Raw genomic sequence first — 24,999 nt, forward strand, 5'->3', positions numbered from 1 at the left:
CGCATCATGGGCTGGAGAAGTCGGTATCACTCCAGATGACGTGTCGACGAGCTATGACCGCGACCAGCGACCGTGCAGAGGCGGGGGTGACGAGGTGTGCGTGACGAGGTGGGCGTGCCGTGATGAGGGAGACCTCGGGCCGCGCCACGGCATCCGGGGACGGGCCGGGCGGGCCCGTGCCTGATCCGTCGGGCGGGCCTTACGGGCGGACGAACCGCCGGAGACTGGCCCTTGCGCTGGCCGCGACCACGGCGGCCGCGGCGGTGGTCCTCGGCTGTGTCGCGGAAGGAGCCGTGGCGGCCTCCTTCACCAGCGGAACGCCCTTCACCGTGACGGTCGAGAGCCTCGAAGCCAAAGGATTCGGCATGCAGCTCGGCCTCTCCACCGGTACCGGCCGGCCGGCGGTCCTCACTCGCTGGCCGGTCGCCGAGGTCTCCGGGCTGTGCCAGTCCGTCACGGTCGGCCTCCCCCTCGTGGGGCCTACGACGATGGTGCTGACCGCCCGTACGGTGCACGCGACCGACCTCGTCATCGACGCCTACCACGCCTCCGGGACCCTCAACCTGCGCAGGCTGGTCATCGGCCCGACGAGGGGCACCACCGGCTACCACTCCGAGGATGCCTTGCTCAAGAACATCACCCTACGGGCCGGATCGGCCACCGCGGGGACGTTCGCTCTCACCGGAGTGGGCCTCGACGTCCGCCCGGGCAGCGCTCCCTGCCGGCTGCCGAACGGCGGAGCAGGCAAGGGGATGCGGGAGTCGGGATGATCCGGCAGCGCTTCCGCCGGTGGCGGCACACCCGCCCCTTCCCTGCCGGCCTGTGCAGCGTGGCCGCAGGCGTCGAACTGATCGCCGTGGTCGGCACGGCACCAGGCAGCCTGAGCCTCTCCGGTGCCGGTGCGCCCGCAAGCTGGCTGCTGGCCACGCTGATGATCGTGGCGGGCCTGACGATGTGGCTGGATCCACCCCGCCGGTACTACGCCGGAGCCATGACCCTCATCTGCGGGCTGCTGAGCCTGCTGCTCTCCAACCTCGGCGGCTATCTGATCGGCTTTCTGCTCGCCGGGCTGGGCGGCTCCCTGGCACTGGCCTGGATCCGGGTACCGACCGACGGGCCGTGACCGCCGGCCCGGCCATACGCGGACAGACGGCGACGTTGCAGGGCGTCGTGTGGCACAACGAGGCCAGGCCCCTGGGGGAGTTGTCCGACGGCAACCACAATTCCTGAACCGACAAGCTCACCTATGGCTACGATCTGCGAATGGCTCGCAAGGAAAGGACGCCGCGGCGTCTCGTGGTCGACGGGGAAACCTTCATGTGGTCGGTGGGCCACACCCACAGCGCGCTGGGCGACGGCCGGTACGAAGGCTGCAGCGAAACGCTCGACATCCGCCTGTTCAAGGCGCGAGGGCGTCTCCGCATCGCCTTCCGGAACGGCCCCAACAGGATTGTGCCGGAGGGGTACATGCCTTCCGGGGCGGTCGGCCTCACCGACGGCACATTCTTGAACCTGCATGAGCCGGGCACCGTCAGGGCCATGCTCGACGAAGCTCTGGGCAAGGGGTGGCAGCCTGACAATCCTCTGACCGAAGAGATGGATGGTTGGAGTCTCTTCGATGCGGTGGCCACACGTCGTGGCGCGGTTCCCTCCGAGTGAACCCGGGCTGCCGCTGCCGGACCTCGCGTCGCACTGCGCAAGGATGAGCCAGTCGCCCTGCAACTTCAGTCCCAGACTTCAGTCCCAGACTTCAGTCCCAGACTTCGGTCCGCGACTTGAGTCAGCGACTTCAGTCAGCGTCAGCAGCCCCGCGGTCCTGAATCACGGGGAACGCTTGCTGGGTGCTGACGATCCAGGCATCGACCTCATCATGTGACGTCCTGATGGCATTGATCAGCTCTTCGACCACAGCCAGCTTCGGTGCCCGGACATTCCTCTGGAGCTGCTCCATCGACACCTCCTGGTACGGCATGCTCAGCTGCCACCAGAACCGCATGAGGTAGCGGCACTCCTGCTGCTCCCGGTCGTCCGCAAGCCGATCATGGATCACTGCCTGGACGCGCCGCCGCTGAGCCTCGTCACGAAAGCCCTCGCCGAGGTCCGTCAAAGTCACATCCAGACCGTACCAACCGCGCTCATCAGGCAGCGATCGACTCCGAGGGCCCTGCCACCGAGCCGATCACACGGCGGGTCGAAGATGCCGACCCACACTCCTGATCGCGCCGATGCACGGACCCGGCCTCAACCGCAGTCCATGAACCAGTGCGCGCGGAAGTCCACCGGCATCGGGATCGGGTGTTGCGGGTCGGTGAGGTGACGGAACAGATACTCCGTGGCCGTGCAGTCGAACCGATCCCCTGCCTCCGGGTCGGCTCCGGTGACATAGACGGGCCACGCGTCGGGATCGGGACCCTCGGTGATCCAGTGGAAGGTCTGCTCGTGCTCGTTGCCCATCCAGGGCAGCAGCCCTCCCGGGGCCGGGAACGGCGGATACGGCTCCCAGCGCGCCTGGGGCAGGCTCGCCTCCAACTCGCTGCGTTTGATCAGCTCGTCCGGCATGCACACGCAGTGGAATCCGTCGAACATGCCGTGGCCGAAGGCCCGGACGAGCGCCTTGTAGTCGCTCGGCAGGCGCGTCCCCAGCCGGGACTCCACTGCCGCCCAGTCGACCTCGTACGCCGCCCTCGGCACCCAGCCGGTCACGGCGACGAGCCTCTCGAGCCAGGAGGCCTCTGCCGGCAACTGCTCCGGAACGGGCGTGCCGCGCAGGGCGATCATCAGGGCGGGCCGGGCATCGTGGCCCTGGCCGGTTTGGCCGAAGGCGACCCACCGGTTGCTGAACGGCCAGGCATACCTCCAGCCGATCGGGCCCGACAAGGGAAGCGGCGGCAGTCGGTCGGCGTCGGCGAGCGGCTGCCCGTACCGGTCGGAAAGCGTCTCGACCAGGTTGCCCAGATCGGCACGACCGGAGACGGGAAGGCAGACATGGCCAGGCACCTGCCCGTGTTCGCGACAGGTCAGCTCACGGAGATCCGGCCACAAAATCCCGGCCACGGCGGCCAGAAGCTCTTCGTCGTCCATGCCGGCGAGTCAATCATCCGCCGCCGACAGCGGAGCGATCCGTGCTCTCGGCTGCGCGCCCCACCGCCGCCCTTGCCCGGGGAAACGGCGCTGCCTGACGGCGACGGCCGTCCGGGCGAGGTCCAGGTCCGTCAGGAAGCGCTGCCACGCCCCCTCGCCGGCCTCGCCGCCTCAGTCGGAGGAGAGTTCCTTCGCCATGATGTGTTCCCTCCGCCCATCAGGCAGGACATCACCGACCTGTCCGGTGTCCGTCATCCCATTGCGCCGGTAGAGGGCGAGCGCGTGCTCGTTGCCGGGCGTGACGGCGAGCTCCAGGACGGCGGCTCGTACGTGCCGCGCCCACTGCTCAACCGCCCGCATCAGGCTGTCTCCCACACCATGGCCCCGGCCGGCTGCACTGACCCACATCGAGATCAGCTCGACGGCATCGCTCCGGGAGCCCGGTACGCCGCTGGCCATTCCGACCGGCTTCCCGTCGAGTACGGCGAGGAAAGTGCGCGAGCCGGGAATGTCGAGACGAGCCCGCCACCGTTCCTCTCGGTCGCCGTCCCCTTGCCAGTCCGCGAGCCTGGACCCGAACGCATACGGCGCGTCCGCAAGAGCCTCGAGCCGAAGGTCTCGCCAGACTCTCCAGTCGTCCGAAGTCAGTACCTGCAACTCGATCATGCACGGAGGTTGCCTCCCGGACAGGGCCGACGGCAACCCGAATTACGGTCGGCGGCTGCCGGACCCCGGGGGAAGACCCCCACCCACAGGCACGTCGATGCAGGTCAGCACCTTGTGTTGTCGGCCCACGCCGAGATAGCTGCGGCACCGCAACGGACAGCTTCATCCGGGTCCCGGGCGAGCTTCCCGCAGGCTGCGGCGACGTACGGCACACCGTCCGGCCCCAGGATCGCGTCATATACCCCGGTCTGCAGCCAGTCGGCCCGGTTGTCGTCAGCCTCGGCAACCGCGAGAGCGACGAGCCTTATGGCGGCCACCGTCCCCACCCGGACCAGGGCCTCCGCCGTCTGTCGGGTCACCGCAGTGTCCTCGACGTCCAGCAGCAGCCTCACCAGCGCCTCCGCAGCCTCAGGAACATCAGCGAACGAAGCGAGGTCACGCCCGGCACGAACACGTTGCGACCACGAAGGAGACGACGCCTCGACCAAGGCCGCCTCCAACCCACTCATCATCTCCGGCACGACCAGACAGTCTCATGCCCCACGAAGAAGATCGAACCCCGATCCCCCACCCCGGGCGGTTGCCTCGTCCTCACGATGCCCGCCCGTACGCCAAAAGCGCCGCGTGAGGCAGCACCAGCGCACCGTCCGAGCCGGTGAACTCCGCGCACAGCAAATCGAAATGGCCCTTGATCTCCTCGACGACCCCAGGAGACTGACTTGTGACGATCTGCCCGATTGTCGCCACTCCGGCGGCCGGGCCGCTCCACCACTCCCCTGGAGTCGTCCGGTGCTCCCAGAGCACGGTTTCGCAGCAGACATCCGCCAGGCCGGCGTCGCCCAGCAACGCGGCGAAGCCCTTTTCCGTGCGGGGAAAGTCGTCTTCGGGAGCAAGAGCGGGAAGGCGGGCGGGGCGGGTGGCGCCCGCCGCCTGGACTGCCCGGCCGAGCAGAGCCTGCCCGGCGGCCGCGGGAGCCGCCCAGATGGTCACCGCTGTCCACCCGCCCGGACGCGTCACCCGGCGCAACTCCGTCAGGGCCGCCCGGGGCCGTCCGACGTGGTTGAGGACGAAATTTCCCACGACGGCGTCGAACTCATCGTCGGCAAAGGGGAGACCGGGCAGGCCGGCGAGCCGCACGTCAGCTGCCGGCGCTGTCTGCGCCGCAAGCGCGACCATGCCGGGTTCGGCATCCACCGCCGTCACCTTCGCTCCCCGTTGACACGCAGCCACAGCCACGGTGCCCGTGCCCGTCCCCACATCGAGGACCCGGCCGCCCTCCCGGACCCCGGCGGCGTCGAGCAGCCGCGGCACCGGATACGCGCAGAGCTTGGCGAACCCACCCGCATAGGCCTCGGCCTGCCCTGCCCACGCGCGACGCTCGGACTCGTCAAAAGCTGTCACAGTCATCCTCCCCTCCCCCTTGCCCTTCCCGTTCCCCGTCCCCTCCCCGGAGCAACGCCCGCGGAGATCAACTCGCGGCAAGGCTCGACGCCAACGCACCCCATCGCGCCACGATGCTCCCAGCCAGCTCACCGGCCGGCGCACCGCCGGGGACTGGTTCCTGCGGCTCGTTCCGGCTGTGGGAGCGCCGGCGGCCGGCGGCTTGGCGGGGGTGATGGGGTCGCTGATGGCGATCGCCTGTGATTCCTGTCAGGACGGCGTCCGCGACCCGCAGCTCGGCGATGCGCTGATCGCCATGGTGATCCTCGGCCAGTTCCCGGCATGATCCCGCCCAGCCGCCAGTCGGCCCGCCCTCAGCGCCTCACAGGCGGCAGGGCCTCGTCGGCCATCCTGTCGTCAACGTACTCGTTGTCGCGTGCCACCTGCGCCCCAAAGTTGTCGCGGACAGCCCCTGTAGCGCCGTAGCCCCCTTGCCCATGAGCGGTGGCTCGTCGTGGGAGCAGCGGAAAGCACCTGGCCGCGGCCAGGCCGAGCAGGTGCGGACTGAGCGCAGAAACCCATGGTCAGGACCCTGGACACGAGCAATCAAGTGCGCCCCGCCACCGGCCGCCTGGCTCATCCTGACGTTGTTCGGTTCACACGGCGGAGGCAAGATCAGCCAGTCGGCACAGGTTCACTGATCCGGCTGTCTCTCCCCCATTCTCGGCCTCGTTCCCTACCTTATGGCTGTGGAGGTGGGTACGGTGACTGGAAATCATTCCATTGCAGTGAGGGCAGGGAGAGCATGACGGACTCGGTTTTTCATCAGACCATTGAAAATCTCGAAAGCGTGCTGCCGGAACTCGAGGCACAGGAACGGAAGTTGCGTGGCGAGCTCGACGAGGTAGTCCAGCGTGTTATTTCCACCCGCCATGCGCTGGAGCACTTGCGTGTCCTGACCGGTTCCGCCCAGCGTCGCCCACAGGCCTCAGCGCCCGACGAGGTCACCGCGTCGCCTTCCTCCGCCGAGGCCCCGGCTCTTGACGCGGCGGACGTCGAAGGCCGCCAGGTCGCCGTCGAACCCGTGGTGCCTGCCCAGGGCAAGGCAGCCGCCGAACCGGAGAAGGCAGCCCCGGCTGTGCCGAAACCGCGGGCAGCGGCGTCTCCGCGCACCAAGTCGGGCAGCGCGGCAAAGCGCGCCGGCAAGAAGGCCGTTTCGAAGAAGGAGGCGCCCGCGAAGCCGAAGGCGCGGAAGAAGGTCGCGGCACCAGCCGCCGTCGCGCCGTCGGACGCCAAGGGGGCCGAACGGCTCGTGGATGCCGCGCTGGAGGTGCTGCGGAAGTCCAGCGTGCCGATGCGTCCCCGTGACATCAACGCGGCCCTGGGACGGGAGGCCACCGCAGGGCAGATCGAATCCGTGCGGAACACCCTCGAGCGTGCGGCGAAGAAGGACAAGCTCGTCACGCGTGCCGGCCGGGGCACTTACGCGGCGGTCTGACACCCGACGGAATGGGGCCGCGCGCAGCCGTCGAGGGTGTTCGCTGCCGCGGCCTCCGGGATCGGGGACCTGAGGTCTGGGACCCGGGATCTGGGACCTGGGACCTGGGACCTGGGGGTAATGGGCTGGTGCGATCTTTTTCACCGTTTAACGAATGCACGTGCGGTGATTGTGGTGATTGCCGGGGCGCGGTTCCGCTGCATCGGTCGTGGAATTGGTGGCCTCGTGATGGTCGTGTGGTCGTAGATATCACCCGCTGACGAAGCCAAGATGCTGACGCGTTTGCCGGTTTAGGGCGCGTCAATGATCAACGGATCGGAGTTCTGGTCCGGTTCATGGCCACCACATTGTCGAACCCGACGTTGAGGGCGCCAGGCACCAGTCCAGTATCGGGGGCCAGGGCCAGGGCCCGTAGCCGCCGCTCGGCCCGTGACTCGAGGTCTGGGAAGCGCTGACCTACGGCTGCAAGGCCTCACCGGCCCCGAGCGTCGGGACGATCCGCACCGGCCGGCCAGTACGCGCATCTCCTGCCCAACGCGTCATGCCTGGCCCCGGTCTGTGAGTGCGATCGCGGTGGCACGGGCGAATGCTTCCGGGTTGTCCAGCATGATGTTGTGTCCGCAGTCGGGGATCGGAACCACGGTCACCCCCGCCTCGGCGAGCGCGTCGGCGCCTGGGAGTGGACCGTCGGTCTCGGGCAGCAGGTAGGTGCGGGGAATCCTCAGGTCCAGCAGGAGTTCCCGCATGGTGGGGACAGTGCCGCGGGTGAGATGGACCGCGCTGCGGTGCAGGGCTTCGAGGCCGGCCAGACGCATGGTGGACCACCAGTGGGGGCCGACCCGGTCGCGGACCTCCTCCCAACCGCCTGAGAGGAACGCCTGCTCGGAGTACGCGGCGATACCGCTGCTGCCGTCGGATCCGGGGGTGCGGGGTATGGGGTCGAGGTTGGCGTCGACCAGGACCAGGCGGGAGACCAGATGCGGGTGCCGGGCAGCCAGAACGATGGCCACCGAGCCGCCCATGCTGTGTGCGATCAGCTCAGCGCCGGTGACGCCCGCGGTGGTCAGGGCCTTCGCGAGGGCATCGGCGTGCGATTCCAGGGTGTAGTCGAAGCCGGCCGGCCGGTCGCTGATGCCGTGCCCGAGCAAGTCGATCAGCAGCGAACGACGGCCCGCCAGCAGCGGGTGGACCGCGGCCTCGGCGAAGTAGGCGGGCGAAGTGGCGCCCAGACCGTGCACGTAGACGCGGGAGGGTTCCTGGCCAGGCAGCTCGACCCAGCGGATCCGGTCACCCTCGGACGTCACGACGGCGTTGCGCACAGCCTGCTCCCCTGCAGTCAAGATCTTGGAGAGACGAGGGTAGCCAGATGTCCTCGGCATAGCACCGCCATGTGCCGCGCAGGCCCTGTGCGGGCCCCGGAGACGACGCGGACGCCGCGGAGGAGGCGGTGTCGGAGCTCTACGGCAGCGTGCTGCACCAGGGCCACGATGGATGCCGCCAGTGCCGACGTGGCACCCTTCCTGGCCCGTACAGCGGCATCCGGACACAGAGCGGCCGAAGTGCCGGCCCTGCTCGGCGGGATGGCCGAGAGCGAGGACGCACACGGGGTGGCGCCGGGCGCCGACCCCCGTGCGACCGGCACTCGTTGCCCGCCCACCGTCCCCGCCCACACCCGGCAATGGCCTCTGCCGGAACGCGAGCCATATCCTGTGGGCGTTGGGTGGTGGGTGCCGGGCGTTGAGGGTTCGGCGAGCTGCCCCACACCCCGCCGCCCCGTACCCGTAGAAGGACAGCCCCACCCATGAAGAAGAGCGCGATAGCCGGTGTCTGCCTCCTCGGCCTTTTCGCGGTCGCCGCTGCCTACGAAGGCAGCACCCTGGCCAACGACCCGCTGACCCTGGCCGAGTACAACCAGATCAAGGCCGGCAGCAAGGCGAAAATCCTGCTCCGCTACGCCAACACCTGCCAGCAGGAGAACGAGACCGAGCACACCGGCTACCCCGTCACCTGGACCTGCTACGGCGCCGATGGAAGCAGCAACGCGGTGTTCTTCTACTCCGAGGGCGTGCTGTTCAGCAAAGCGCAGACAGGACTCCAGTAGCCACCGGCAGGCAGCCAGCCGTACGTCGGACGGCGGAGGTCAGTCGTCCGGCACCTCCGCGAGCCGGAAGGGTCCTGCCGCGCCGGGGCCGAACATCACCGGCAAATTGCGCCCCAGCGGGACGACAACCAGCGGTTCGTCACGGTATTCGCCAAGGAATTTCTCCAGTGGCTCCCAGATGAGGCCGCGGTAGCCCGCCTCGCTGCGCTGACGGTCGAAGGACAGGGTCAGCGCGGCCTCGCTCACGGTGACGCTCACGGCGCCCACCTCCAGCCACTCCCCGCCGATCCAGGCTTCGAGCCTTACGTACGACATGACGCAAGAGTGCCTTGCCTTCCACGACGCCCGCAATTCGCCACCCGGGCCACCTCTCCCCGTCACCCGGCCCGCGGCGCGCCGGGCCGGGTGCCCCGGCCGTCCAGCAGGGGGCGGGCGGGGTTCCAGACATCTCCCCGTCTGCGCGCAGCCATTCCCGACAGCGCCTCGAGGACGATCCGGTTGCCGAGGTAGGCCGTGATGTCGGCATGGTCGTACGGCGGTGAGACCTCCACGACATCGACCCCCGCGATGGGGAGCTCCAGGCACAACCTGCGTACCGCATCGAGCAGTTGACGGGACGTCAGCCCTCCCGGTTCGGGCGTGCCGGTGCCGGGGGCCATCCCCGGGTCGACGACGTCCACGTCGACCGAGAGGAACACGGCGTCGCAGTCGTCGAGCGCCAGGGCCATGGCTTCCTCCAGACAGGCGTCGAGGCCGCGCGAGACGATTTCGCTCATCTCGTACGAGCGCATCTTCTGGTCGGCCATCCAGTCCAGGGTCTCCGGGCCCGGCCAGTATCCGCGCAGTCCCATCTGCAGGAAGCGGTCGCCGCGCGCCGCACCGGATTCGATCAGGCGGCGCATGGGCTGGCCGTGTCCGTGCAGATGACCGAACTCGATGTCACCGGTGTCCGCATGCGCATCGAAATGGATGACCGAGACCCGGCCGAAGCCGTGATGGCGGGCGACGCCCGTAATGTCCGGCAGGGCGATGGTGTGGTCGCCGCCGAGGACGATCGGCACCGCGCCGCAGGCCGCGATCGTGGCCACCGCCTCCTCGATCGCCGCGATGCTGCCCTCGATGTCACCGGCGAACATCTCCACGTCGCCCGCGTCGACCACCCGCAGATCCCGCAGGCCGTCGACGCGCAGCGCCAGTGAGGGCCGCGACCCGTCGTGCGCCCCGTAGTCGGTGGACCGGATCGCGCTGGGGCCGAAGCGGGTGCCGGGCCGGTGGCAGACACCGCCGTCGAAGGGCGCGCCGACGATGACGACGTCCGCGTCACGGTAGGTGTCGGGCTCGTCGAGGGTGCAGCGGTCCACACCGAGGAAGGTGACGTCGGGACCGAACATGGGGCCGTAGCGGGGCATGCGATCTCCTGGGGCCGGAGGGGAGGCGCGCGGGGCAGGGGCGCACCTGTCGGCACGGCGGCGGGGGCATCACCGGCCGCGGCCGACGCGGCTGACTTTAAAGTCAGGACGGGGCGGATTCAATCCCTGGGGTGTGACAGGATCGGTTCATGAGCGGGAGCGACACCGACCGGTGGGACGCCGACAGGCAGAGCGCGAACAGGCAGAACGCGGACAGACGGGCCACCGACGGGCGGACCGCATGAGCGCGAGCGGCGGGCGGGAGCGGATCCTGCGCGCGGCCCTGGAACTGATCGCCCGCGACGGTTTCGACGGCGTACGCATCGCCGACATCGCCCGCCGCGCCGAGGCCTCCACCGCGCTGGTCCACTACCACTTCGCCACCCGCGCCCAGCTTCTGACCGCGTCCCTCGCCCATTCCCTGGGCGCCGCCGAAGCGCGCCTCGAGCGCCGTACCAGCGGCGAGCACCGCTCCGCCCCGCCGGAGCGACTGGCCGATCTGATCGACTTCGGACTGCCTCTGACCAGCGACGACGTCATGGAATGGCGTCTGTGGTCCGAACTGGAAATGCGCGCCGCCGGGTCCCCCGAACTCGCCCGCAGCCTGGCCGCACTCAACGACCGCATCATGCAGCCGCTCGCCGCCACGGTCGCGGCCGGGCTCGAAACGGGCGACTTCCGCGACTGTCACCCCGACGACATCGCCACCGTCGCACTCGCCCTGCTCACCGGCCTCGCCACCCGTCTCATCGCCCGCGACCGGACCTTGACGCTCGCCGACGCGCGGCGCCTCGCGGGCCGCCAGCTCGCCCTGGCCGTCGGCTACCGCGGCGAACTCCCCTTCCAGCCCCTCCCCCCACAGCCCGAACCGGCCCCCGGCACCGAAGGCCCGACCGAGGCCGCCTCACCGGACCGGCCCTCCCCCCGCCGCCGCGCACCACGCGCCGGCTCACGGCCCTGACGGAGCGCGGCGCACGGACGAACGGCCCGCGCCGCCAGTGCAGTTCGGCGTACGGGACCGCAGCGGCAGCCGTACGGCGAACCGCCCCTTGAGATCCACCGGCTACCCGGGCAGCAGCGCGTCACCACCCGCACCGGCACCCGTGGCCGGGTCGAGCAGACGGTGCATGACCGGCACCGGGAGCGCCGGGTTCCGGGCCGCGTGGAGTGCGGTCTCCGGGTTCTGCAGCAGCCGGATCAGGACCCGGGCGGGCAGTTGGGGGTGCTCGGCCGCCGCCCGGCGCACCCGTTCATCGGGATCGTCGAGCAGCCGCACCGCCGAGGCGGCCGACAACCGGGGGTCGACGGCGGCCCGCAGCCGTACCTCCGCAGCGCCGTCCCGGCTGAAGGATTCCACCAGGGCGGGCGTGGATTCCGGGTCGTCCAGGGCCAGTTGCCGCATCCGCGGAAGCGGGTCGCCGGCGTAGCGAAGGAGCTCCCGGCGCGGGAAGTTCCGGTGGTTGCGGGGCCGTCCGGGGTGGCTGAAGCTGCCGGTCCACCAGCGCCAGACCTCCAAAAGCAGGTCGGCCGGTGCGTCGTCGCAGGATTCGGCGAGGAAGAGCCGTACGAAGTGGTCCTCGTCGTGGGCAAGGCGGGCGACGACATCCGGCGGCAGGTGCCGGGCGCGGGCGACGCTGCTGCGCACCAGCAGATGGGAGGAGGCGGCGCAGCGGCGCATGGCGTCCGGATCGTCGTGGAGGGCGGCCACCCAGGGCAGTACGTGCCGCGCCTGGCGCGGGTCGATGGCGGTACGGATCGATGCCCGCTGCTCTTCGGTGAGTTCGGGCCGTACGGACACGGCCAGGCGCACCTGGTCGTCCGGGTCGTCGGCGAGGGCCGCGAGGACGGCCGGCAGGCCGGGGACGAGGGCCTCCGGGGTCCCGTCGCAGTCGGTGTCCGGGGTCTGGTCACCGTTCGTGTCCGGGGTCTCGTCTCGGTGCTCGGCGAGATGCGGGTTGCTCGCGAGGGCCCGGCGCAGGGCCGGATCGCCGTGGTGTGAGAAGTGTTCGGCGAGTTCCGGGGCCGGCAGGCATCTTGCGGCCGCCTGCACACGGGGGCCCAGCGTGGCGAAGACCGACCGGGGCATCGGGTGGTCTTCGTGATGCCGCAGCAGTGCGGCGGTACGGACACCGTCATCGGGGTCGGCGAGCAGTTCCCGCCGCGTCGGCGCGTTCAAGTGAGGCCAGGCGTACGGGCATGCGGACGCCCGTACGCGGGGGTCGGGGTCGGTGGCGAGGGTGGTCAGCAGCTGTACCGGCAGGCCGGGCAAGTGAGCGGCCTCGGCTCGGACGCGGGGGTCGGGGTCGCCGGCGAGCCGCCGGTAGCCGGTCCCGGTGAGCTCAGCACGCCGGTCGGCGGCGAGCGCGGCCAGGGCACAACGGCGCTCGGGGTCCGGTTCGTCGAGCAGCAGGCCGGCCCACTGCTCTGCGGTCAGGTCCGGCTGGGCCTCCGCCAGCCGCCCCCGCACCCGCCGGTCGCGGTGCACGACGGCGGCATCGACGACCGCAGATGGCAGATCGCGCCGCCGGAAAAGAGTCGCCGACCGTCCCAGCAGCCTGTGCAGGACGTCCTCGGGCGCCGCCCCGTTGAGCGCCAGCCCGTCCGCCCACGCCCGCCGCACCTGCTCCGACGGACGGATGCGCCAGGACAGCGCTTCCCAGGCGGCCTCCCGCTCCTGCGGGGTCTCCCGGGCCGCCGTCCGGGCGGCTTCCTCCCAGTGTTCCGCGAACCGGTCCACGGCGATGAGCCAGACGTCGTACTCCTCGCAGGTCGCGCCCAGCAGGGCGGCGCCGTTCGGCGACAGGGTGACGAATTCCGGCCGGCCCGGGCGGGCCCCCAGCACGCCCGCGAGATCCCACCGCTCGGTGAGCCGTACCCGCGTCCATGCCGTGGTCCCCGCCCGGGAGCCGCCGACGTGGACGAGGAACTCCCCGTCCCCGTCCCCGTGCTCGCCCAGCACCCCGTGGGCAACCGCGAGCCGGTGCCACTGCGCATTCAGTTCCGCGACCGCATCGGGCCGGTCGTCGCGGACGGCCACGGTCGGCACGGCGTCATACGCGGCGACCGACCGCCAGGCGACCCGGGGCGGCGGCAACGCCCCGGTCTCCCGTTCCTCCACGACTTCCAGCCCGGCACGCCTCAGCAGCTCCGCCGGCTCCTCCCGACCATCCGTCATGGGGTGCATCCTGCCGTCCGGGCCGTCGGCGTGCCGACCCGAGTCCTCCTTCCCTCTGCGTCACCAACCGGCCACGATGGAGCACCGGGGGACACCGACCATCGGAAGTCTGGGAGCCACCTATGACAGCGGACCGTCACGGACAGCGGATGAGCGGCACCGGTGCCGAAGCCCTCGTGCACTACGAACAGGCCCTGGACGACCTGCTGTTCTTCCGGCCGAAGGTGGTGGAGAGCGCGCGGGCGGTGCTCGCTTCGTCGCCGAGGTCGGTGATGGGGCAGGTCCTGGCCGCGTATCTGGGGGTGCTGGCGACCGAGGAGAAGGACGCGGCCGCCGCGCGGGACGCCTTCGACCGGTTCCGCTCGGGTCTCGACGAGGGTGCGCCGACCCGCCGGGAGCGGATGCACCTGGCCGCCGCGGCGGCCTGGCTGGGCGGTGACCTCCACGGCGCCGGCCGCATCCTCGGGGAGCTGAGCGTCGCGTACCCGCACGATGTGCTGGCGCTCTTCGCCGGACATCAGCACGACTTCCTCACCGGTGACGCCCGGCGTCTGCGCGACCGCATCGGCGGAGCGCTGGGCGCGTGGCACGAGGACGACCGGCACCACGGTCCCCTGCTGAGCATGTATGCGTTCGGCCTGGAGGAGACCGGGCACTACGAGCGTGCCGAGGAGGCCGGTCTGGCGGCCCTCGCCCAGCATCCGCAGGATGTGTGGGGGATCCACGGCGTGGTGCACACCTACGAGATGCGGGGCCGCTTCGCCGACGGGATCCGCTTTCTCGACGCCCGTACCGACGACTGGGCGGCGGGCACCCTGCTCACCGTCCACAACTGGTGGCACTACGCCCTCTACGCGCTGGAGACGGGCGACACCGGCCGCGTACTGGAGATCTACGACTCCGCCCTCCACCACGAAGCATCCGCGCCAGTGGCGATGCAACTCCTCGACGCCGCTGCGCTGCTCTGGCGGCTCCATCTGGCGCAGGACGACCAGAGCGCACGGTGGGCCCGGCTCGCCGATGCCTGGGAGAGCCGTCGGGACGGCGCCCACTACGCCTTCAATGACGTGCACGCGGTCATGGCGTATGTGGGGGCGGGCCGCCTCGCCCAGGCCGAGCGGCTGGTGCGGGACCGGGAGAGCTGGCTGGCCGGGGCGGCGCCCGGCGTGAGCAACCGTGCGATGACCGCCGACATCGGCCTGCCGGTCTGCCGGGCGCTGATCGCCTACGGGCAGGGGGACCACGGCCGGGCCGCCGATCTGCTGCTGCCGCTGCGGCACCGCCTGCACCACTTCGGCGGCAGCCATGCCCAACGGGACGCCGTCCAGCGCACCCTCGTCGAGGCGGCGCTCCGCGCCGGCCGCACCGAGCTGGCACGGACGCTGCTGAGCGAACGCATCCAGCTGCGCCCGGTCTGCCCGTACAACTGGTCGGCCCAGGCCCGCCTCGAGGACCGGCTCGGCGACCCCGAGCGGGCCGCGCACGCCCGCGAGCGTGCGGCGGCACAGGCGTCGGGGAGTTAGGACGGCGCACCGGCGGTTCCGGCGGCGGGCGGCGGCCCGTCCCCGCCAGGTCACCCGGTGTCGCCCGCCGGTCCCTCCCGGTGACCCGTCCGTGCCTCGCCGCCCCCACCGCCCGGAGGTAGCCTGAACGCAGTGCTCCCGCCCAGGTGCCGGGGAGGTCGGATGACCAGCTGCGAAAGCCTCCGCCCCAGCAAGGCGGACGCGCTCCGTTACACCCCCATCGCCGAGCACGGTCTGATCGGCGATATGCGCACGGCTGCGCTCGTCGGCACGGACGGGACCATCGACTGGTACTGCTGCACCCGTTTCGACGCGGCCAGCGTCTTCGCGGCCATCCTCGACGCCGACCGCGGCGGCGCCTTCGAGCTGGCCCCGGACGTGCCGGCCCGCACCAAGCAGTTCTACTTCCCCGACACCAACATCCTGATCACGCGGTTCTTCGCCGACAACGGCGTCGGCGAGGTCCAGGACTTCATGCCGATCGTCGACGACTCGCGTGAAGCGGACCGGCACCGCCTGATCCGCCGGGTGCTGTGCGTCCGGGGATCGCTGCCCTTCACCGCCCGGGTGGCTCCCCGCTTCGATTACGGCCGGCAGGCGCACACGGTCAGCACGCAGGGGCATCAGACCGTCTTCACCTCCCGCGATCTCACCCTCGCGCTGACGTCCAGCGTGCCGGTCGGCATCGACGGCCCGGACGCCCGTTCTTCGTTCACCTTGGACGAGGGCGAGTCCGCGGTGTTCGCACTCGACCGGATCGGCGGCGGGATCGAACCGCGGTCCTGTGCGGTGACGGAGGCGGAGGAGCTCTTCGGCGCGACGGTGCGGTACTGGCGTGCCTGGTTGTCCCAGTCGCGTTACCGGGGACGCTGGCGCGAGATGGTGCACCGTTCGGCGCTCACCCTCAAGCTCCTCACCTACGCGCCGACCGGCGCCATCGTGGCCGCTCCCACGACCAGCCTGCCCGAACAGATCGGCGGCGAACGCAACTGGGACTACCGCTATGTCTGGGTGCGCGACGCCGCCTTCTGTATCTACGCCCTGCTCCGGCTCGGCTTCACCGACGAGGCCAGGGCATTTGTGCATTTCCTCTCCGAGAACATCTGCCTCGGCCAGAGTTCCGGCGGACCGCTGCAGATCATGTACGGAATCGACGGCCGCAGCGAACTCCCCGAGGAGGAACTCCCCCATCTGGAAGGGCATCTCGGCTCCGCTCCCGTCCGGATCGGCAACAACGCCGTCACCCAGCTCCAGCTCGACATCTACGGCGCGCTCATCGATTCCCTCTATCTCTACGACAAATGGGGAGAGCCGCTCTCCAGCGATCACTGGGACACCGTCGGAAAAATCGTGGACTGGGTCTGCGCCAACTGGGACCAGCCGGACGAAGGAATCTGGGAGACCCGCGGAAAGATCCAGAACTTCCTCTACTCGCAGTTGATGTGCTGGGTCGCGATCGAGCGGGCGATCCGCATCGCCTCCCATCGCGGTCTGCCGGCGGACCTGACCCGCTGGGCCGGGACCCGCGATGCGATCTACCGGCGGATCATGCAGCGCGGCTGGTCCGCCGAGCGGAAGGCCTTCGTACAGCACGAGGGGGACGATGTCCTGGATGCCGCGGTGCTGATGATGCCGCTGGCCAAATTCATCTCCCCCACCGACCCGAAATGGCTCACCACCCTGGACGCCCTGGGCGAGGAGCTGGTGTCGGATTCCCTGGTCTACCGCTACGACCCCCGCAACAGCCCGGACGGACTGCGGGGCGAGGAAGGCACGTTCTCCATCTGCTCGTTCTGGTATGTCGAAGCGCTCTCCCGCGCCGGCCGTACCGACGAGGCCCGCCTCGCCTTCGAGAAGATGCTGACCTACGCCAACCACCTCGGGCTGTTCGCCGAAGAAATCGGCCGGACCGGCGAACAGATCGGCAATTTCCCCCAGGCATTCACCCATCTCGCGCTCATCAGCGCCGCATTCAATCTCGACCGGACTCTCGGGTGACAACGGGGACGGCGGCGTGGACCGCGGCCTCCCAGCAGAGGCGCAAGGTGAGGGCGCGGGTGTCGTCGAGGCGGCGCGCGAAGCGGTGGAGAAGCGATATGACGACGGCGGGCTCGGCGCCGAGGGTGTCGGCGGTGGCCGCCGCGCCGAGTCCGACGACGTGGTGCAGCAGGGCCGCATCGGCTTCGGCCGCGGACACGAGCCCGTAGAGGGCGGCCGCGGGCGTACGGGACGGCATGCGGGAGGACGCGCCGGACGGCGTACGGGACGGTGTACGGGCTGCCCGGTGGACGCGGCGGGTGAGGGCGGTCCACGCGATGGCGGTGGTGTGGTGGCCGGCCAGGGCCTGTGTCCAGGAGGCGGCGAGATCGCCCAGGGCGTGCTGGACGGCGAGGACCGCCGCGTCGTGATCGGCGATCATCTGCCGGGCGTAGCGCTGGTAGACGTCGTGGTGGAGCTGGCAGAAGGCGGTGAAGTCGGCGGGCAGGACCACGGTGATGTCTGCCTCGCCGAGCTTCGGGCGCACGGGGGTGGTGTGCGGCGTGGTGCCGACGGCGGTGGGTGGTGCGGGCGGCATGGGTCCCCCGAGGGGTGGTCGTGGTGCGCGGGTGCTGGGTCGTACGGGCGCGTGCGGGGCGCGCAGCGGGCGTGTCCGGTGCGGGTCAGCCGAAGGCTTCCGCGGGCAACGAGGCGCCGCCTGCGGTGCCGCCGGTGGTGTCGTGGTCCCGGCCGGCGAGCGCGTCAAGGCGTTCCCACAGCGGCTGGATGGTGTCCGGGTCGCCCTGCAGCGCGGTGGTGAGCGCCTTGACCACCGGCCATTCCAGGAAGCCGGGCGCGGGGATGCCGCAGTCCAGCAGGGCCGTGGCGGAACCGGCGGTCAGCGGTGCCGTGCCGCGCCGCAGCAGGGTGGCTATCTCCGGGTTGGCCGCCGCCAGCCGCAGGCCGCGCAGCGCCGCCTGGAGGGCGTGGACGGCCTCCGGGTACGTTTGCCCGTCGGCGGGCGGCGGGGTGGCCAGCGCGTGCGCCGTGTTCCACAGGAACGTCAGATCGTCCGGGTCGGCGTCGCAGGCGCGGGCGAAGGCGGCGGCGACGTCCCAGGTGGGCGTGCGGTCCCCGGACATGATCCGGTAGATGTACGACGTCGAGACGCCGGTGCCGGCCGCCAGCTCACGGATGGTCAGGTGGACGCTGCTGCGGCCCAGATACGACAGGGCGCGCGAGAGGGCGTAGCCGGGCAGGCCGGGGAGCAGCGGGCTGGCCCGCGAAATGGTGGGGGTGCGTTCGCCGCTCCGCAAGGTGGCCGGCCGCCGCAGCCGGGCCGGGCCCCGGTCGGCGCGCTTCGCCAGGATCTTGTCGACCTTCTCCGCGGAGTAATTGCTCTTGAGGGTGCTCTGTGAGGTGGTCATGACCTTGGCGATCTGCGGCCAGGTGGCTCCGTTGGCGTGGGCGTGGCGGGTGGCGACGGCGGTGATGTCGTCGAGGTCGCGGCGCAGTGCCACACAGCATTCGACGATTTCCAGGGGCAGGGCCGGCACCCGGTGGCGGGCGCTGTGGTCCAGGGCCTGGGCCTTGGTGAGCAGGGCGCGGCCGATGCGTACGACATCGTCGTCGTAGCTGCGCGGCGCGGCGGGGGCGGCGGTACGGCCGCGGTAGGAGGCGCTGCGGCACTTCTGGCTGCAGTACACCGGGGTACGGCCGGTGGGCTTGGGGCGGGTGAAGGTGCGGCGGCAGTGGCCGCAGACAAGGGGCGGCGTGTTCTTCGTCATTGAAGTTCCGTGTGTGCGAACGGGGTTGCGTGACGGGCCACCGCACCGTCACCTGCGCGGTGGCTTTCGTCGCGGGGCGGCGAGCGCTGTCGGCATCCGGCGGAACGAAACCGCCGGGGCGCCGGCCGGACGTACTGCGGCGTGGGGACCGCGGCACCCGGCCGGCCCGGCCCTCCGGAGCGCCGCGGGGGGCCGGGCCGGAATCCCGGCTACCGGCGGTGCACCGTGCGACGGCGGAGGTAGGAGCGGTTCGCCACGACAGCGAGCGGCACGGTCGCCGCCACGGCGGGCGCGGCGGCCGGCCCGTAGATCAGCACAAGGCCCAGCGCGGACGCGGCAACGAACGCTCCGGCGGCGATGCTGACAGTGGTGTCGACAGCGGCCGATGTTTGGCGCCGGTGAGCATGGCGCATGCTAATTTTGAACCCGCTGGTCAGCGCTGCAAGCGGCTGACCGGCAGGACGCGGATGAAGAGGCATGTACGTCGTCGTCGACGTCATGTACGTCTCCTTTTACTTCGCGGCGACAGATGAACAGAAGAACGGAAGGGCCCTGCGGGAAGGTTGGACGCCGCCTCAGGGCCCTTTCGCATGCCCGACCTTAACCCTTTACATGCACGGAGAGCGACGGATCCGTCACGAAAGCGGAAAGGCAGTTCATCGAGTGCACGAAAGCAACAGCCGCGCCGTGAACCATCGCGGAAAACCGTCGGATCACCCGGGGCACAGGCACGATCATTGACCGGACATTGACCGGATTTGCGCTGAGCGTCCGCAAATTGCGCCTCGGGGGCACGTCGTCGGTGGAGCCGCACCCGCTGGACGGCGGTCCCGCACCCGGCGCCGGTGGACGTCATCCAGGGACGCCTGGTGCCGGTCGAGGCCCGCCGGAAGTCCCCGTGCCGGAATCCCGGCGCCGCCCCCGGTCAGCCGGCAAGCCGTGCGTGAATGTCCCGGAGGGCGTCCTCGAGGGTGTCGGCGGCCTGGTCATGGCCGGTGAACCCGTCGTCCTCGGCGGGGTCGATGGTGTACGCCCAGCCGGTGTCGGGGTGCCCGTCGACGGTGGCGGAGTGGCGGCTGCCGGTGACGGTGAGGGACAGGTTGCCGCCGGGGAAGCCGGTCACCTCGGCGTGGACCCGGTCGCCGAAGACGGTACGGACGAGCTCGCGGGCCTGCTGCGGATTCATGGGCTTCTCCTGAGGGGTGGGGGCGGTGGTGCGGCCGCCGCGGGGGCAGCGGGCCGGGGCCGAAGCAGCGGGTGGAGGACTGCGCATGACGGAGCGACGAGGGGGATCGGGGGGCCGGCGGCCGGGCGGCGGGCGGGCGGGCATGGGCACGGGATCATGTTGAACATGCCCCTTCGGACCTGACCCCGGCGACAGCTGCCGGCCAGGGAATCGGGCGGGAAATCACCCGGCTGCTGCCCGCCGTGAGGATGGTCGTCCCTCTGGCGCTCCAGATCGCGCACAGGAACCGTCACGAGCGGCCGGGGAACGTTCACCGGCCGCGCCCACGCACAGAAAAGCCCCCAGACACAACACAGTCCCCGGTTGCCCTCATCGTCGCCATCTGCCTCAGTCGTCGCTGAGTCTCCGACGGCGCGGGGCCTCCGGGGGCCTAGCCAGAGCCACGTCAAGGGTCTCCTGCCGACAAACGTCTCTGCCGACGGTGCGGCTCTCCGGTTGTCTGGTGTATTAACCAGTTTCCTCCCAGTTCAGGAGGAGTCAAGAGGAAATCTGAAGTCAGAGGGAAGCGGCGGCGGACAGGTCCGTCGGTCGGCCGAACAGGCCGGACAACCGCCGTCGACGGCGGGGCCGCCCTTGTGCTGTACCGGTGGGTACAAGACCGCGGAGACCGTCACCTCACGAGGGCGCCGTACGGGATCTCGGCACGGCTGGGCTCGGGGACGTAGCGGCGGCGCCGCCCGCAACCGATGCGCTCCCGTTCCTGATCTCCTCCAGGCGCGTCTTGTGGTCGCACCCCCAGGCACCGAGCGGACGAAGCGCCTCGATGAGCGAGAGGCCGAGCCCGGTGAGCGAATACTCCACCCTCGGCGGAACGGCGTGATGGACCTCCCGGTGCACCACCTCATCGCGCTCCAGCTCGCGCAGATGCTGGATCAGCATCTTCTCGCTGACACCCGCCAGACACCGCCTGAGCTCGCTGAACCGCTTCGCGCCGTCGCTCAGCGCCCAGAGAATGAGCACCTTCCACTTACCGCCGACCACATCAATGGCGGCGTCTATCCCGGACACGAATGTCGTCTGGCACTTACGCACCGGCATGAGAGGCACACACCTCCAGGTAAGTACTGCACTTTTCCATAGGTACTTGTTCGACGGTAACCCTACCTCGGTGACCGACTCATGCCGATTTCCCGGCCATTCCGCCTGGAGTTGGCAGCACCGATCGGACGACGGACCGCTCAGCGAAGCTGACTGTCCATCAACTCACCGCGAAGCCAGGCCATACGCCCCCACTCCCCCGCTCCCTGTACCTGCCGCCTCTTCACCCCTCCCCCACCGCATTTCAGCCTCCCCCACAGCAAGAGTTCGCCATGCCGCTTTCCGTCTTCTCCTTAATGCTGGTGGTGTTCAGCTTCACCACCGGCGAATTCGCGACAGCCGGGATCCTGCCGGAAGTGGCAGCCGCCTTGTCGGTGTCGATTCCGGCGTCCGGGCTGCTGATGACTTCTTATGCTCTGGGCCTGATCGCCGGAGACCGCTACCTCAGTGAGGCGCTCTCCAGCACCCCGTCGAGCTCCTGCCGCTCGGCCTCGCCCGCCGGCTGCGCGAGGCCGAGGAGAAAGGACGAGTGGCTGTCGTCCGCGGCGATAAGGGTCAGGCGTAGATGGCCGGTTGCGCCGCCGTTTCCGTCGTTCACCTTCAGCGCCACCGTGTGGGCGGGGCGGCCGCTCACGGTCGTGGCGCGGGACTCCTCAACCGTCGAGCCTCCGTCCGGGTAGAAAAACTCCGCGTTCGACCGGGCTGCGAACTCCGCCTGCCGCTTGAGGGCGGATTTCGGCATGCTCCGCGCCCGGCCGGCGGCGACCATGCTGCCGCCCTTGCCCCCGGCATGCCGTGCGGTGATCGACGAGGTGAAGGCCGCGATGAGGCGCTCGCGCTTCCCCTCCTTCCAGCCCTCCGGCAGCGCGTACGAGAGCCCCGCCGCCTTGTCCGTCACCCGCGGCAGCCCGGCCGGCGGAGAACCGTCCTCGCCCCGGGTCAGCCACCACGCGGTGGCCGTCCCGCCGGCAATCAAGAGGACCACTGCGGCGATGATTCCCGCCGCCACGGCCCGACGGTTGCGCGGCCGGGCGGGCGGGAGTTGCGGCAGGGGCGACGTCAGGGGCGGGGAGAGGTCGGCGGGGCTGCTGGACGGGTGCGGCGGCTGGTCGGCGGGAGGTGGCGTCATGGTCTTCAGCATCCGTGACCCGTTCCACGCCGACCTGAGCGTTCCTACTCAGCCCCTACTCAGATCCGCGGGCCCGGATCTGCAGGCCGGCGTAGTGCCCGGCAATCTCATCGCTGGTCGTCAGCCACACCCCAGGGTGATTCACCACGTACTCCAGCGCCTGATCCAGGTACTTGCGCCGGAACGCCTGGCCGATGACGAACGGGCGCAGGGCCACCGACATCACCCGGCCGCTGTCCGCCGAATCGTCGTAGAGCTGGTCCAGTTGGTCCTTGACGATCTGGACGAAGTCCGGCCCGGTGCGGCCCTTGCTGACGAACAGACCGATGTCGTTGAGCTCGACCGAGTACGGCACGCTCAGCATTCCGGGCACGTTGAGCCGGTACGGCTGGTCGTCGTTGGTCCAATCCAGCACATAACTCAGGCCGAGTTCGGCGAGCAGCGCCGGTGTCTGGAAGGTCTCGGTGAGTGCGGGGCCCATCCAGCCGCGCGGACGTTGGCCGGTGACCTTCTCGATGGTGTCGATCACCTCGGTCGGATAGGCGCGTTCCGCATCGACCGTCATATCGGCCTGGAAGATCGAGTTGTCCTTGCCATGCGCCAGCCACACCCAGTTCCGGGCCCGCCCCGCCTCGATGATCTGCGGGTATCGACGATGGGGCTGTAGTCGAAGAGTTGGTTGTCCATCGGGCTCACCTCGTGGTTGCCGCTCGTGTCTGCTGTGGGTTGCGGTGTCGCTTGCGGTACACGCTGGAACCTTCACATTGATGTCAAGGTCAACGCGACGGGACGTGAGGCCGGCCACATGCCGGAGACCGGCCGCCGCGCCTGCCGTGCAGCGGCATTCGGGACCGAGCCTCATTCAGGCCCGGCACCACGAAGGAGAGATGACGCCCTGACGCATCTCTTCACGCAACCCCGCTCGTAGTCTGGAATACGGCCGCATACCGTCATTCATGATCCGCTGATGACTACGCTGCACACAGCGCACACCGATCCCGGCCGTCCCACTCCTCCCAGCCGAAAGCCGCGGGCGAAAAGGGCCGCCCCTCGAGTTCTTTGCGCGCTGCCAGGCGATAGGACCAGACCGCGGCGATGTAGGGGTGGTAAGCGTCGTGAAAGGCGGGTGAGTTGTGCGGGGCGCCCGCCGCAACGGCGCGCTGAAGGGTCCGGAGTCGTTCGAACATCGCCTGCCCGGCGCTGGCGACGTCGGTGGTCGCATCGATGAACAGCCTCTCCCGCACTTCATAGATCGCGGCGTCGTTGAGCGCCGCGCGGGTGGACGCGTCGAGGTCGGCCTCGGCACCTGGAGCCTGCGCGATCTGACGCAACCGCGTGTGGCAGGCCCCGGCTGCGGTGATGAACTCGATGTACACCGCCCGGCGCCGCGCCTCGACGCTGCGCTCGCTTTCATGGCGACGACGCAGGTGATCGGCCAGTACGGTGCCGGAGATGGCGACGAAGCCCCCGCTTACGGTCGCGACGAGCGTCCCCCAGTCCACGTTTCCCCCTTGAGTAACTGCTGAGCAGCTGCTGAGCACCTGCGTCTTCAAGGTCGGCAAGCTACGCGCAGTACCCCCGTCAGGAAAGGGGCTTTCCAGGCCCTTGGGTGCAGATATATACGTGGCATCACATGGTCATTCACGATCGGCGACGCGACAGCTTTCCCGCGGCGGACGGCGATCCGCCATCGCCGCCATGGCCGCCGACCAGGCACATCGAGCTCGCCGGAATCGGGATCACCGAGGATGCACCGAATCCCGACTCCACCGGCAGTGGCATTGATCCGGCAGTGGCATTGATAACGGGACCAATCAGGGCATCGACAACGGCCACATCCTCCGTATCCTTTTCGAAGGCAATTCGTTCCGGTAGGTCCCCCCGTAGTTCCAGCAGCTCCAGTCACGGTCCCTTTCCGTACGCCGACGGCCGGCCTTCGGCAAGGGGAGCGCGCAGGAGTATCGCGGGCGGCTTGACGAAATGGCCATGTCCGATCTTGACTGCCGTGGTCCCCACCACGGATCGTGTCCCCTTGCCGCACGGGTTGTGTCCCCCTACCAAAGGTCTCGCGAACATGACGGTTGACGCCTCCGCCGCCACCGAAGTCGGGCGGTTCCTCCTCGGCGACTCGTTCCCTTGTCTGGCCGGCCGCTCGGCCTGGCGGCAGGGCGGGATCACCCATCACCACTACACGTGGTTCGGAGGTGACGACGCGGCCCGGCAGATGGCGGCTGATCTCGAGCGGTATGTGAAGGCGGTGGACTGGGAGGCCAAGCCCTTCACCAGCTTCGTGGCCACTTTCTCGGGGCCTCTTGAGCTGTCGGAGATCGAGTTCGAGGACCTGCTGTGGCGGCAGCTGCAGGCCCTCCACGATCATGACAGCCTCACGCATCCCTGGGCCGAGGGCTACGACCCCGACCCGTCGTCCGGCGCCTTCGCATACAGCGTCGCCGGGCACCCGTTCTTCGTGATCGGGCTGCACGAGACGCACAGCCGTATCGGCCGGCGCCCGCCCTTCCCGATGCTCGCGTTCAACTCCCACGCGCAGTTCGACCGGATAAAGGCCGCCGGGCTGTGGGACCGCCTGCAGGAGAAGATCCGGAAGCAGGACATCGAGCTGCAGGGCAACATCAACCCCAACCTCGTGGAGTACGAGAAGCTCTCCGAGGCCCGGCGTTATTCGGGCCGACGCAAGCCGGCGGACTGGGCGTGTCCGTTCACGGCCCGGGTCTGATCAGGCACGCTCCGTCAGCGGCGCCTCCGCACCGGGGGCGCACTCGCCCGGGCTCCACCAAGTTGATCATGTAGGCGCGGAACAGGGTGACCGGAGCGATCGGCTCCAGCCGTGCCAGGGGACGCGGACCGTACCGACAGGTGATGGGCGCGGACCGTACCGGCCCTGTTCAGTTTCCGGCCACGCGCGCCACGCACGCTCTCGGAAGGAGATGTTCCGCTTGGTGACCCCGCCGTGGCCGGCGCACCGGCCACG

Annotated in this window: 27 protein-coding genes; 9 read left to right on the plus strand and 18 right to left on the minus strand. The window is 70.0% G+C overall.

Annotation, left to right across the window (positions count from 1 at the left end; all coding sequences use genetic code 11):
• The first annotated feature begins 122 nt into the window (after positions 1-122).
• The 3 genes from ADL29_RS30265 (at position 123) to ADL29_RS30275 (ending at position 1,659) form a co-directional block, all read left to right on the plus strand.
• A complete protein-coding gene (locus tag ADL29_RS30265) occupies positions 123-770 on the plus strand; it encodes a DUF6230 family protein (protein WP_157878613.1) in 648 nt (215 codons plus the stop codon).
• Positions 767-1,123, plus strand: a complete 357-nt coding sequence (locus ADL29_RS30270) for a DUF6114 domain-containing protein (protein WP_052686946.1) — start codon at positions 767-769, stop codon at positions 1,121-1,123. Before ADL29_RS30265 ends, ADL29_RS30270 begins: the two co-directional genes overlap by 4 nt.
• Positions 1,124-1,263: 140 nt before the next feature.
• A complete protein-coding gene (locus ADL29_RS30275) occupies positions 1,264-1,659 on the plus strand; it encodes a hypothetical protein (protein ID WP_053926732.1) in 396 nt (131 codons plus the stop codon).
• A gap of 130 nt (positions 1,660-1,789) precedes the next feature.
• On the opposite strand, the gene ADL29_RS30280 is transcribed toward ADL29_RS30275, so the two are convergent.
• From ADL29_RS30280 to ADL29_RS30300, 5 genes are all read right to left on the minus strand, one after another.
• Positions 1,790-2,113 carry a hypothetical protein gene (locus tag ADL29_RS30280; protein ID WP_053926733.1) on the minus strand — a complete coding sequence of 108 codons (324 nt, stop codon included), beginning with the start codon at positions 2,111-2,113 and terminating at the stop codon, positions 1,790-1,792.
• 128 nt (positions 2,114-2,241) lie between these two features.
• Positions 2,242-3,081, minus strand: coding sequence for an SMI1/KNR4 family protein (locus ADL29_RS30285; RefSeq protein ID WP_053926734.1), 840 nt, complete (start codon positions 3,079-3,081; stop codon positions 2,242-2,244).
• A 171-nt stretch (positions 3,082-3,252) separates the two neighbouring features.
• Positions 3,253-3,747 carry a GNAT family N-acetyltransferase gene (locus tag ADL29_RS30290; RefSeq protein ID WP_053926735.1) on the minus strand — a complete coding sequence of 165 codons (495 nt, stop codon included), beginning with the start codon at positions 3,745-3,747 and terminating at the stop codon, positions 3,253-3,255.
• A 104-nt stretch (positions 3,748-3,851) separates the two neighbouring features.
• Positions 3,852-4,259: a HEAT repeat domain-containing protein gene (locus ADL29_RS30295; RefSeq protein ID WP_245689702.1), complete on the minus strand. Its 408-nt coding sequence runs from the start codon at positions 4,257-4,259 to the stop codon at positions 3,852-3,854.
• Positions 4,260-4,338: 79 nt separating this feature from the next.
• On the minus strand, positions 4,339-5,148 hold the full coding sequence (locus tag ADL29_RS30300; protein ID WP_053926825.1) for a class I SAM-dependent methyltransferase: 810 nt from the start codon (positions 5,146-5,148) through the stop codon (positions 4,339-4,341).
• Positions 5,149-5,932: 784 nt separating this feature from the next.
• On the opposite strand from ADL29_RS30300, the gene ADL29_RS30305 reads away from it, so the two are divergent.
• Positions 5,933-6,625, plus strand: a complete 693-nt coding sequence (locus ADL29_RS30305; RefSeq protein ID WP_053926736.1) for a hypothetical protein — start codon at positions 5,933-5,935, stop codon at positions 6,623-6,625.
• A 539-nt stretch (positions 6,626-7,164) separates the two neighbouring features.
• Here the strand turns inward: ADL29_RS30305 and ADL29_RS30310 are convergent.
• Positions 7,165-7,944, minus strand: coding sequence for an alpha/beta fold hydrolase (locus ADL29_RS30310; RefSeq protein ID WP_053926737.1), 780 nt, complete (start codon positions 7,942-7,944; stop codon positions 7,165-7,167).
• A gap of 482 nt (positions 7,945-8,426) precedes the next feature.
• Here ADL29_RS30310 and ADL29_RS30315 point away from each other — a divergent pair, with 482 nt between their 5' ends.
• On the plus strand, positions 8,427-8,726 hold the full coding sequence (locus ADL29_RS30315) for a hypothetical protein (protein WP_053926738.1): 300 nt from the start codon (positions 8,427-8,429) through the stop codon (positions 8,724-8,726).
• 39 nt (positions 8,727-8,765) lie between these two features.
• Here the strand turns inward: ADL29_RS30315 and ADL29_RS30320 are convergent, their stop codons facing one another.
• Positions 8,766-9,041: a hypothetical protein gene (locus ADL29_RS30320; RefSeq protein WP_046924232.1), complete on the minus strand. Its 276-nt coding sequence runs from the start codon at positions 9,039-9,041 to the stop codon at positions 8,766-8,768.
• 62 nt (positions 9,042-9,103) lie between these two features.
• Positions 9,104-10,135, minus strand: a complete 1,032-nt coding sequence (gene speB, locus ADL29_RS30325) for an agmatinase (protein ID WP_053926739.1) — start codon at positions 10,133-10,135, stop codon at positions 9,104-9,106.
• Between the two features lie 241 nt (positions 10,136-10,376).
• On the opposite strand from speB, the gene ADL29_RS30330 reads away from it, so the two are divergent.
• Positions 10,377-11,096 carry a TetR/AcrR family transcriptional regulator gene (locus ADL29_RS30330; protein ID WP_053926740.1) on the plus strand — a complete coding sequence of 240 codons (720 nt, stop codon included), beginning with the start codon at positions 10,377-10,379 and terminating at the stop codon, positions 11,094-11,096.
• A gap of 102 nt (positions 11,097-11,198) precedes the next feature.
• Here the strand turns inward: ADL29_RS30330 and ADL29_RS30335 are convergent, their stop codons facing one another.
• Positions 11,199-13,310 carry a PE-PGRS family protein gene (locus ADL29_RS30335; RefSeq protein ID WP_245689696.1) on the minus strand — a complete coding sequence of 704 codons (2,112 nt, stop codon included), beginning with the start codon at positions 13,308-13,310 and terminating at the stop codon, positions 11,199-11,201.
• Positions 13,311-13,432: 122 nt separating this feature from the next.
• On the opposite strand from ADL29_RS30335, the gene ADL29_RS30340 reads away from it, so the two are divergent.
• Both ADL29_RS30340 and ADL29_RS30345 read left to right on the plus strand, forming a co-directional pair.
• Positions 13,433-14,833, plus strand: coding sequence for a tetratricopeptide repeat protein (locus ADL29_RS30340; RefSeq protein WP_053926742.1), 1,401 nt, complete (start codon positions 13,433-13,435; stop codon positions 14,831-14,833).
• A gap of 162 nt (positions 14,834-14,995) precedes the next feature.
• Complete coding sequence (locus tag ADL29_RS30345) at positions 14,996-16,831, plus strand: glycoside hydrolase family 15 protein (protein ID WP_053926743.1); 1,836 nt, start codon at positions 14,996-14,998, stop codon at positions 16,829-16,831.
• Here the strand turns inward: ADL29_RS30345 and ADL29_RS30350 are convergent.
• The 9 genes from ADL29_RS30350 to ADL29_RS43760 form a co-directional block, all read right to left on the minus strand.
• Positions 16,806-17,408: a hypothetical protein gene (locus ADL29_RS30350; RefSeq protein WP_053926744.1), complete on the minus strand. Its 603-nt coding sequence runs from the start codon at positions 17,406-17,408 to the stop codon at positions 16,806-16,808. The genes ADL29_RS30345 and ADL29_RS30350 overlap by 26 nt on opposite strands.
• An 85-nt stretch (positions 17,409-17,493) precedes the next feature.
• The gene (locus ADL29_RS30355) at positions 17,494-18,597 is read right to left on the minus strand and encodes a helix-turn-helix domain-containing protein (RefSeq protein ID WP_053926745.1); all 1,104 of its coding nucleotides are present in this window, start codon (positions 18,595-18,597) and stop codon (positions 17,494-17,496) included.
• A gap of 209 nt (positions 18,598-18,806) precedes the next feature.
• Positions 18,807-19,097 carry a hypothetical protein gene (locus ADL29_RS30360; protein WP_053926746.1) on the minus strand — a complete coding sequence of 97 codons (291 nt, stop codon included), beginning with the start codon at positions 19,095-19,097 and terminating at the stop codon, positions 18,807-18,809.
• A gap of 425 nt (positions 19,098-19,522) precedes the next feature.
• Complete coding sequence (locus ADL29_RS30365) at positions 19,523-19,783, minus strand: hypothetical protein (protein ID WP_053926747.1); 261 nt, start codon at positions 19,781-19,783, stop codon at positions 19,523-19,525.
• 675 nt (positions 19,784-20,458) lie between these two features.
• A complete protein-coding gene (locus tag ADL29_RS30370) occupies positions 20,459-20,881 on the minus strand; it encodes a winged helix-turn-helix transcriptional regulator (protein WP_053926748.1) in 423 nt (140 codons plus the stop codon).
• A gap of 439 nt (positions 20,882-21,320) precedes the next feature.
• Positions 21,321-22,010 carry a hypothetical protein gene (locus ADL29_RS30375; RefSeq protein WP_157878614.1) on the minus strand — a complete coding sequence of 230 codons (690 nt, stop codon included), beginning with the start codon at positions 22,008-22,010 and terminating at the stop codon, positions 21,321-21,323.
• A gap of 55 nt (positions 22,011-22,065) precedes the next feature.
• The gene (locus ADL29_RS30380) at positions 22,066-22,620 is read right to left on the minus strand and encodes a polysaccharide deacetylase family protein (protein WP_245689697.1); all 555 of its coding nucleotides are present in this window, start codon (positions 22,618-22,620) and stop codon (positions 22,066-22,068) included.
• A gap of 361 nt (positions 22,621-22,981) precedes the next feature.
• The gene (locus tag ADL29_RS30385; RefSeq protein ID WP_053926750.1) at positions 22,982-23,512 is read right to left on the minus strand and encodes a hypothetical protein; all 531 of its coding nucleotides are present in this window, start codon (positions 23,510-23,512) and stop codon (positions 22,982-22,984) included.
• A gap of 139 nt (positions 23,513-23,651) precedes the next feature.
• Entirely contained in the window at positions 23,652-23,846 is a 195-nt protein-coding gene (locus tag ADL29_RS43760) for a hypothetical protein (RefSeq protein ID WP_157878615.1), read from the minus strand.
• A gap of 238 nt (positions 23,847-24,084) precedes the next feature.
• Here ADL29_RS43760 and gntA point away from each other — a divergent pair, with 238 nt between their 5' ends.
• On the plus strand, positions 24,085-24,744 hold the full coding sequence (gene gntA, locus ADL29_RS30390; RefSeq protein WP_053926751.1) for a guanitoxin biosynthesis heme-dependent pre-guanitoxin N-hydroxylase GntA: 660 nt from the start codon (positions 24,085-24,087) through the stop codon (positions 24,742-24,744).
• The last annotated feature ends 255 nt before the right edge of the window (positions 24,745-24,999 follow it).

Source organism: Streptomyces chattanoogensis, from assembly GCF_001294335.1.
GTDB classification, from domain to species: Bacteria; Actinomycetota; Actinomycetes; order Streptomycetales; family Streptomycetaceae; genus Streptomyces; species Streptomyces chattanoogensis.

What these genes read in the sequence shown, in the direction of transcription:
- ADL29_RS30370 (WP_053926748.1), bottom strand. Translation starts at nt 20,881, where the DNA reads ATGCCGGTGCGTAAGTGCCAGACGACATTCGTGTCCGGGATAGACGCC.
- ADL29_RS30365 (WP_053926747.1), bottom strand. Translation starts at nt 19,783, where the DNA reads ATGAATCCGCAGCAGGCCCGCGAGCTCGTCCGTACCGTCTTCGGCGAC.
- ADL29_RS30335 (WP_245689696.1), bottom strand. Translation starts at nt 13,310, where the DNA reads ATGACGGATGGTCGGGAGGAGCCGGCGGAGCTGCTGAGGCGTGCCGGG.
- ADL29_RS30315 (WP_053926738.1), top strand. Translation starts at nt 8,427, where the DNA reads ATGAAGAAGAGCGCGATAGCCGGTGTCTGCCTCCTCGGCCTTTTCGCG.
- gntA (WP_053926751.1), top strand. Translation starts at nt 24,085, where the DNA reads ATGACGGTTGACGCCTCCGCCGCCACCGAAGTCGGGCGGTTCCTCCTC.
- ADL29_RS30285 (WP_053926734.1), bottom strand. Translation starts at nt 3,081, where the DNA reads ATGGACGACGAAGAGCTTCTGGCCGCCGTGGCCGGGATTTTGTGGCCG.
- ADL29_RS30290 (WP_053926735.1), bottom strand. Translation starts at nt 3,747, where the DNA reads ATGATCGAGTTGCAGGTACTGACTTCGGACGACTGGAGAGTCTGGCGA.
- ADL29_RS30340 (WP_053926742.1), top strand. Translation starts at nt 13,433, where the DNA reads ATGACAGCGGACCGTCACGGACAGCGGATGAGCGGCACCGGTGCCGAA.
- ADL29_RS30265 (WP_157878613.1), top strand. Translation starts at nt 123, where the DNA reads ATGAGGGAGACCTCGGGCCGCGCCACGGCATCCGGGGACGGGCCGGGC.
- ADL29_RS30345 (WP_053926743.1), top strand. Translation starts at nt 14,996, where the DNA reads ATGACCAGCTGCGAAAGCCTCCGCCCCAGCAAGGCGGACGCGCTCCGT.
- ADL29_RS30330 (WP_053926740.1), top strand. Translation starts at nt 10,377, where the DNA reads ATGAGCGCGAGCGGCGGGCGGGAGCGGATCCTGCGCGCGGCCCTGGAA.
- ADL29_RS30375 (WP_157878614.1), bottom strand. Translation starts at nt 22,010, where the DNA reads ATGACGCCACCTCCCGCCGACCAGCCGCCGCACCCGTCCAGCAGCCCC.
- ADL29_RS30350 (WP_053926744.1), bottom strand. Translation starts at nt 17,408, where the DNA reads ATGCCGCCCGCACCACCCACCGCCGTCGGCACCACGCCGCACACCACC.
- ADL29_RS30275 (WP_053926732.1), top strand. Translation starts at nt 1,264, where the DNA reads ATGGCTCGCAAGGAAAGGACGCCGCGGCGTCTCGTGGTCGACGGGGAA.
- ADL29_RS30360 (WP_053926746.1), bottom strand. Translation starts at nt 19,097, where the DNA reads ATGACGTCGACGACGACGTACATGCCTCTTCATCCGCGTCCTGCCGGT.
- speB (WP_053926739.1), bottom strand. Translation starts at nt 10,135, where the DNA reads ATGCCCCGCTACGGCCCCATGTTCGGTCCCGACGTCACCTTCCTCGGT.
- ADL29_RS30295 (WP_245689702.1), bottom strand. Translation starts at nt 4,259, where the DNA reads ATGATGAGTGGGTTGGAGGCGGCCTTGGTCGAGGCGTCGTCTCCTTCG.
- ADL29_RS30355 (WP_053926745.1), bottom strand. Translation starts at nt 18,597, where the DNA reads ATGACGAAGAACACGCCGCCCCTTGTCTGCGGCCACTGCCGCCGCACC.
- ADL29_RS30270 (WP_052686946.1), top strand. Translation starts at nt 767, where the DNA reads ATGATCCGGCAGCGCTTCCGCCGGTGGCGGCACACCCGCCCCTTCCCT.
- ADL29_RS30320 (WP_046924232.1), bottom strand. Translation starts at nt 9,041, where the DNA reads ATGTCGTACGTAAGGCTCGAAGCCTGGATCGGCGGGGAGTGGCTGGAG.
- ADL29_RS30305 (WP_053926736.1), top strand. Translation starts at nt 5,933, where the DNA reads ATGACGGACTCGGTTTTTCATCAGACCATTGAAAATCTCGAAAGCGTG.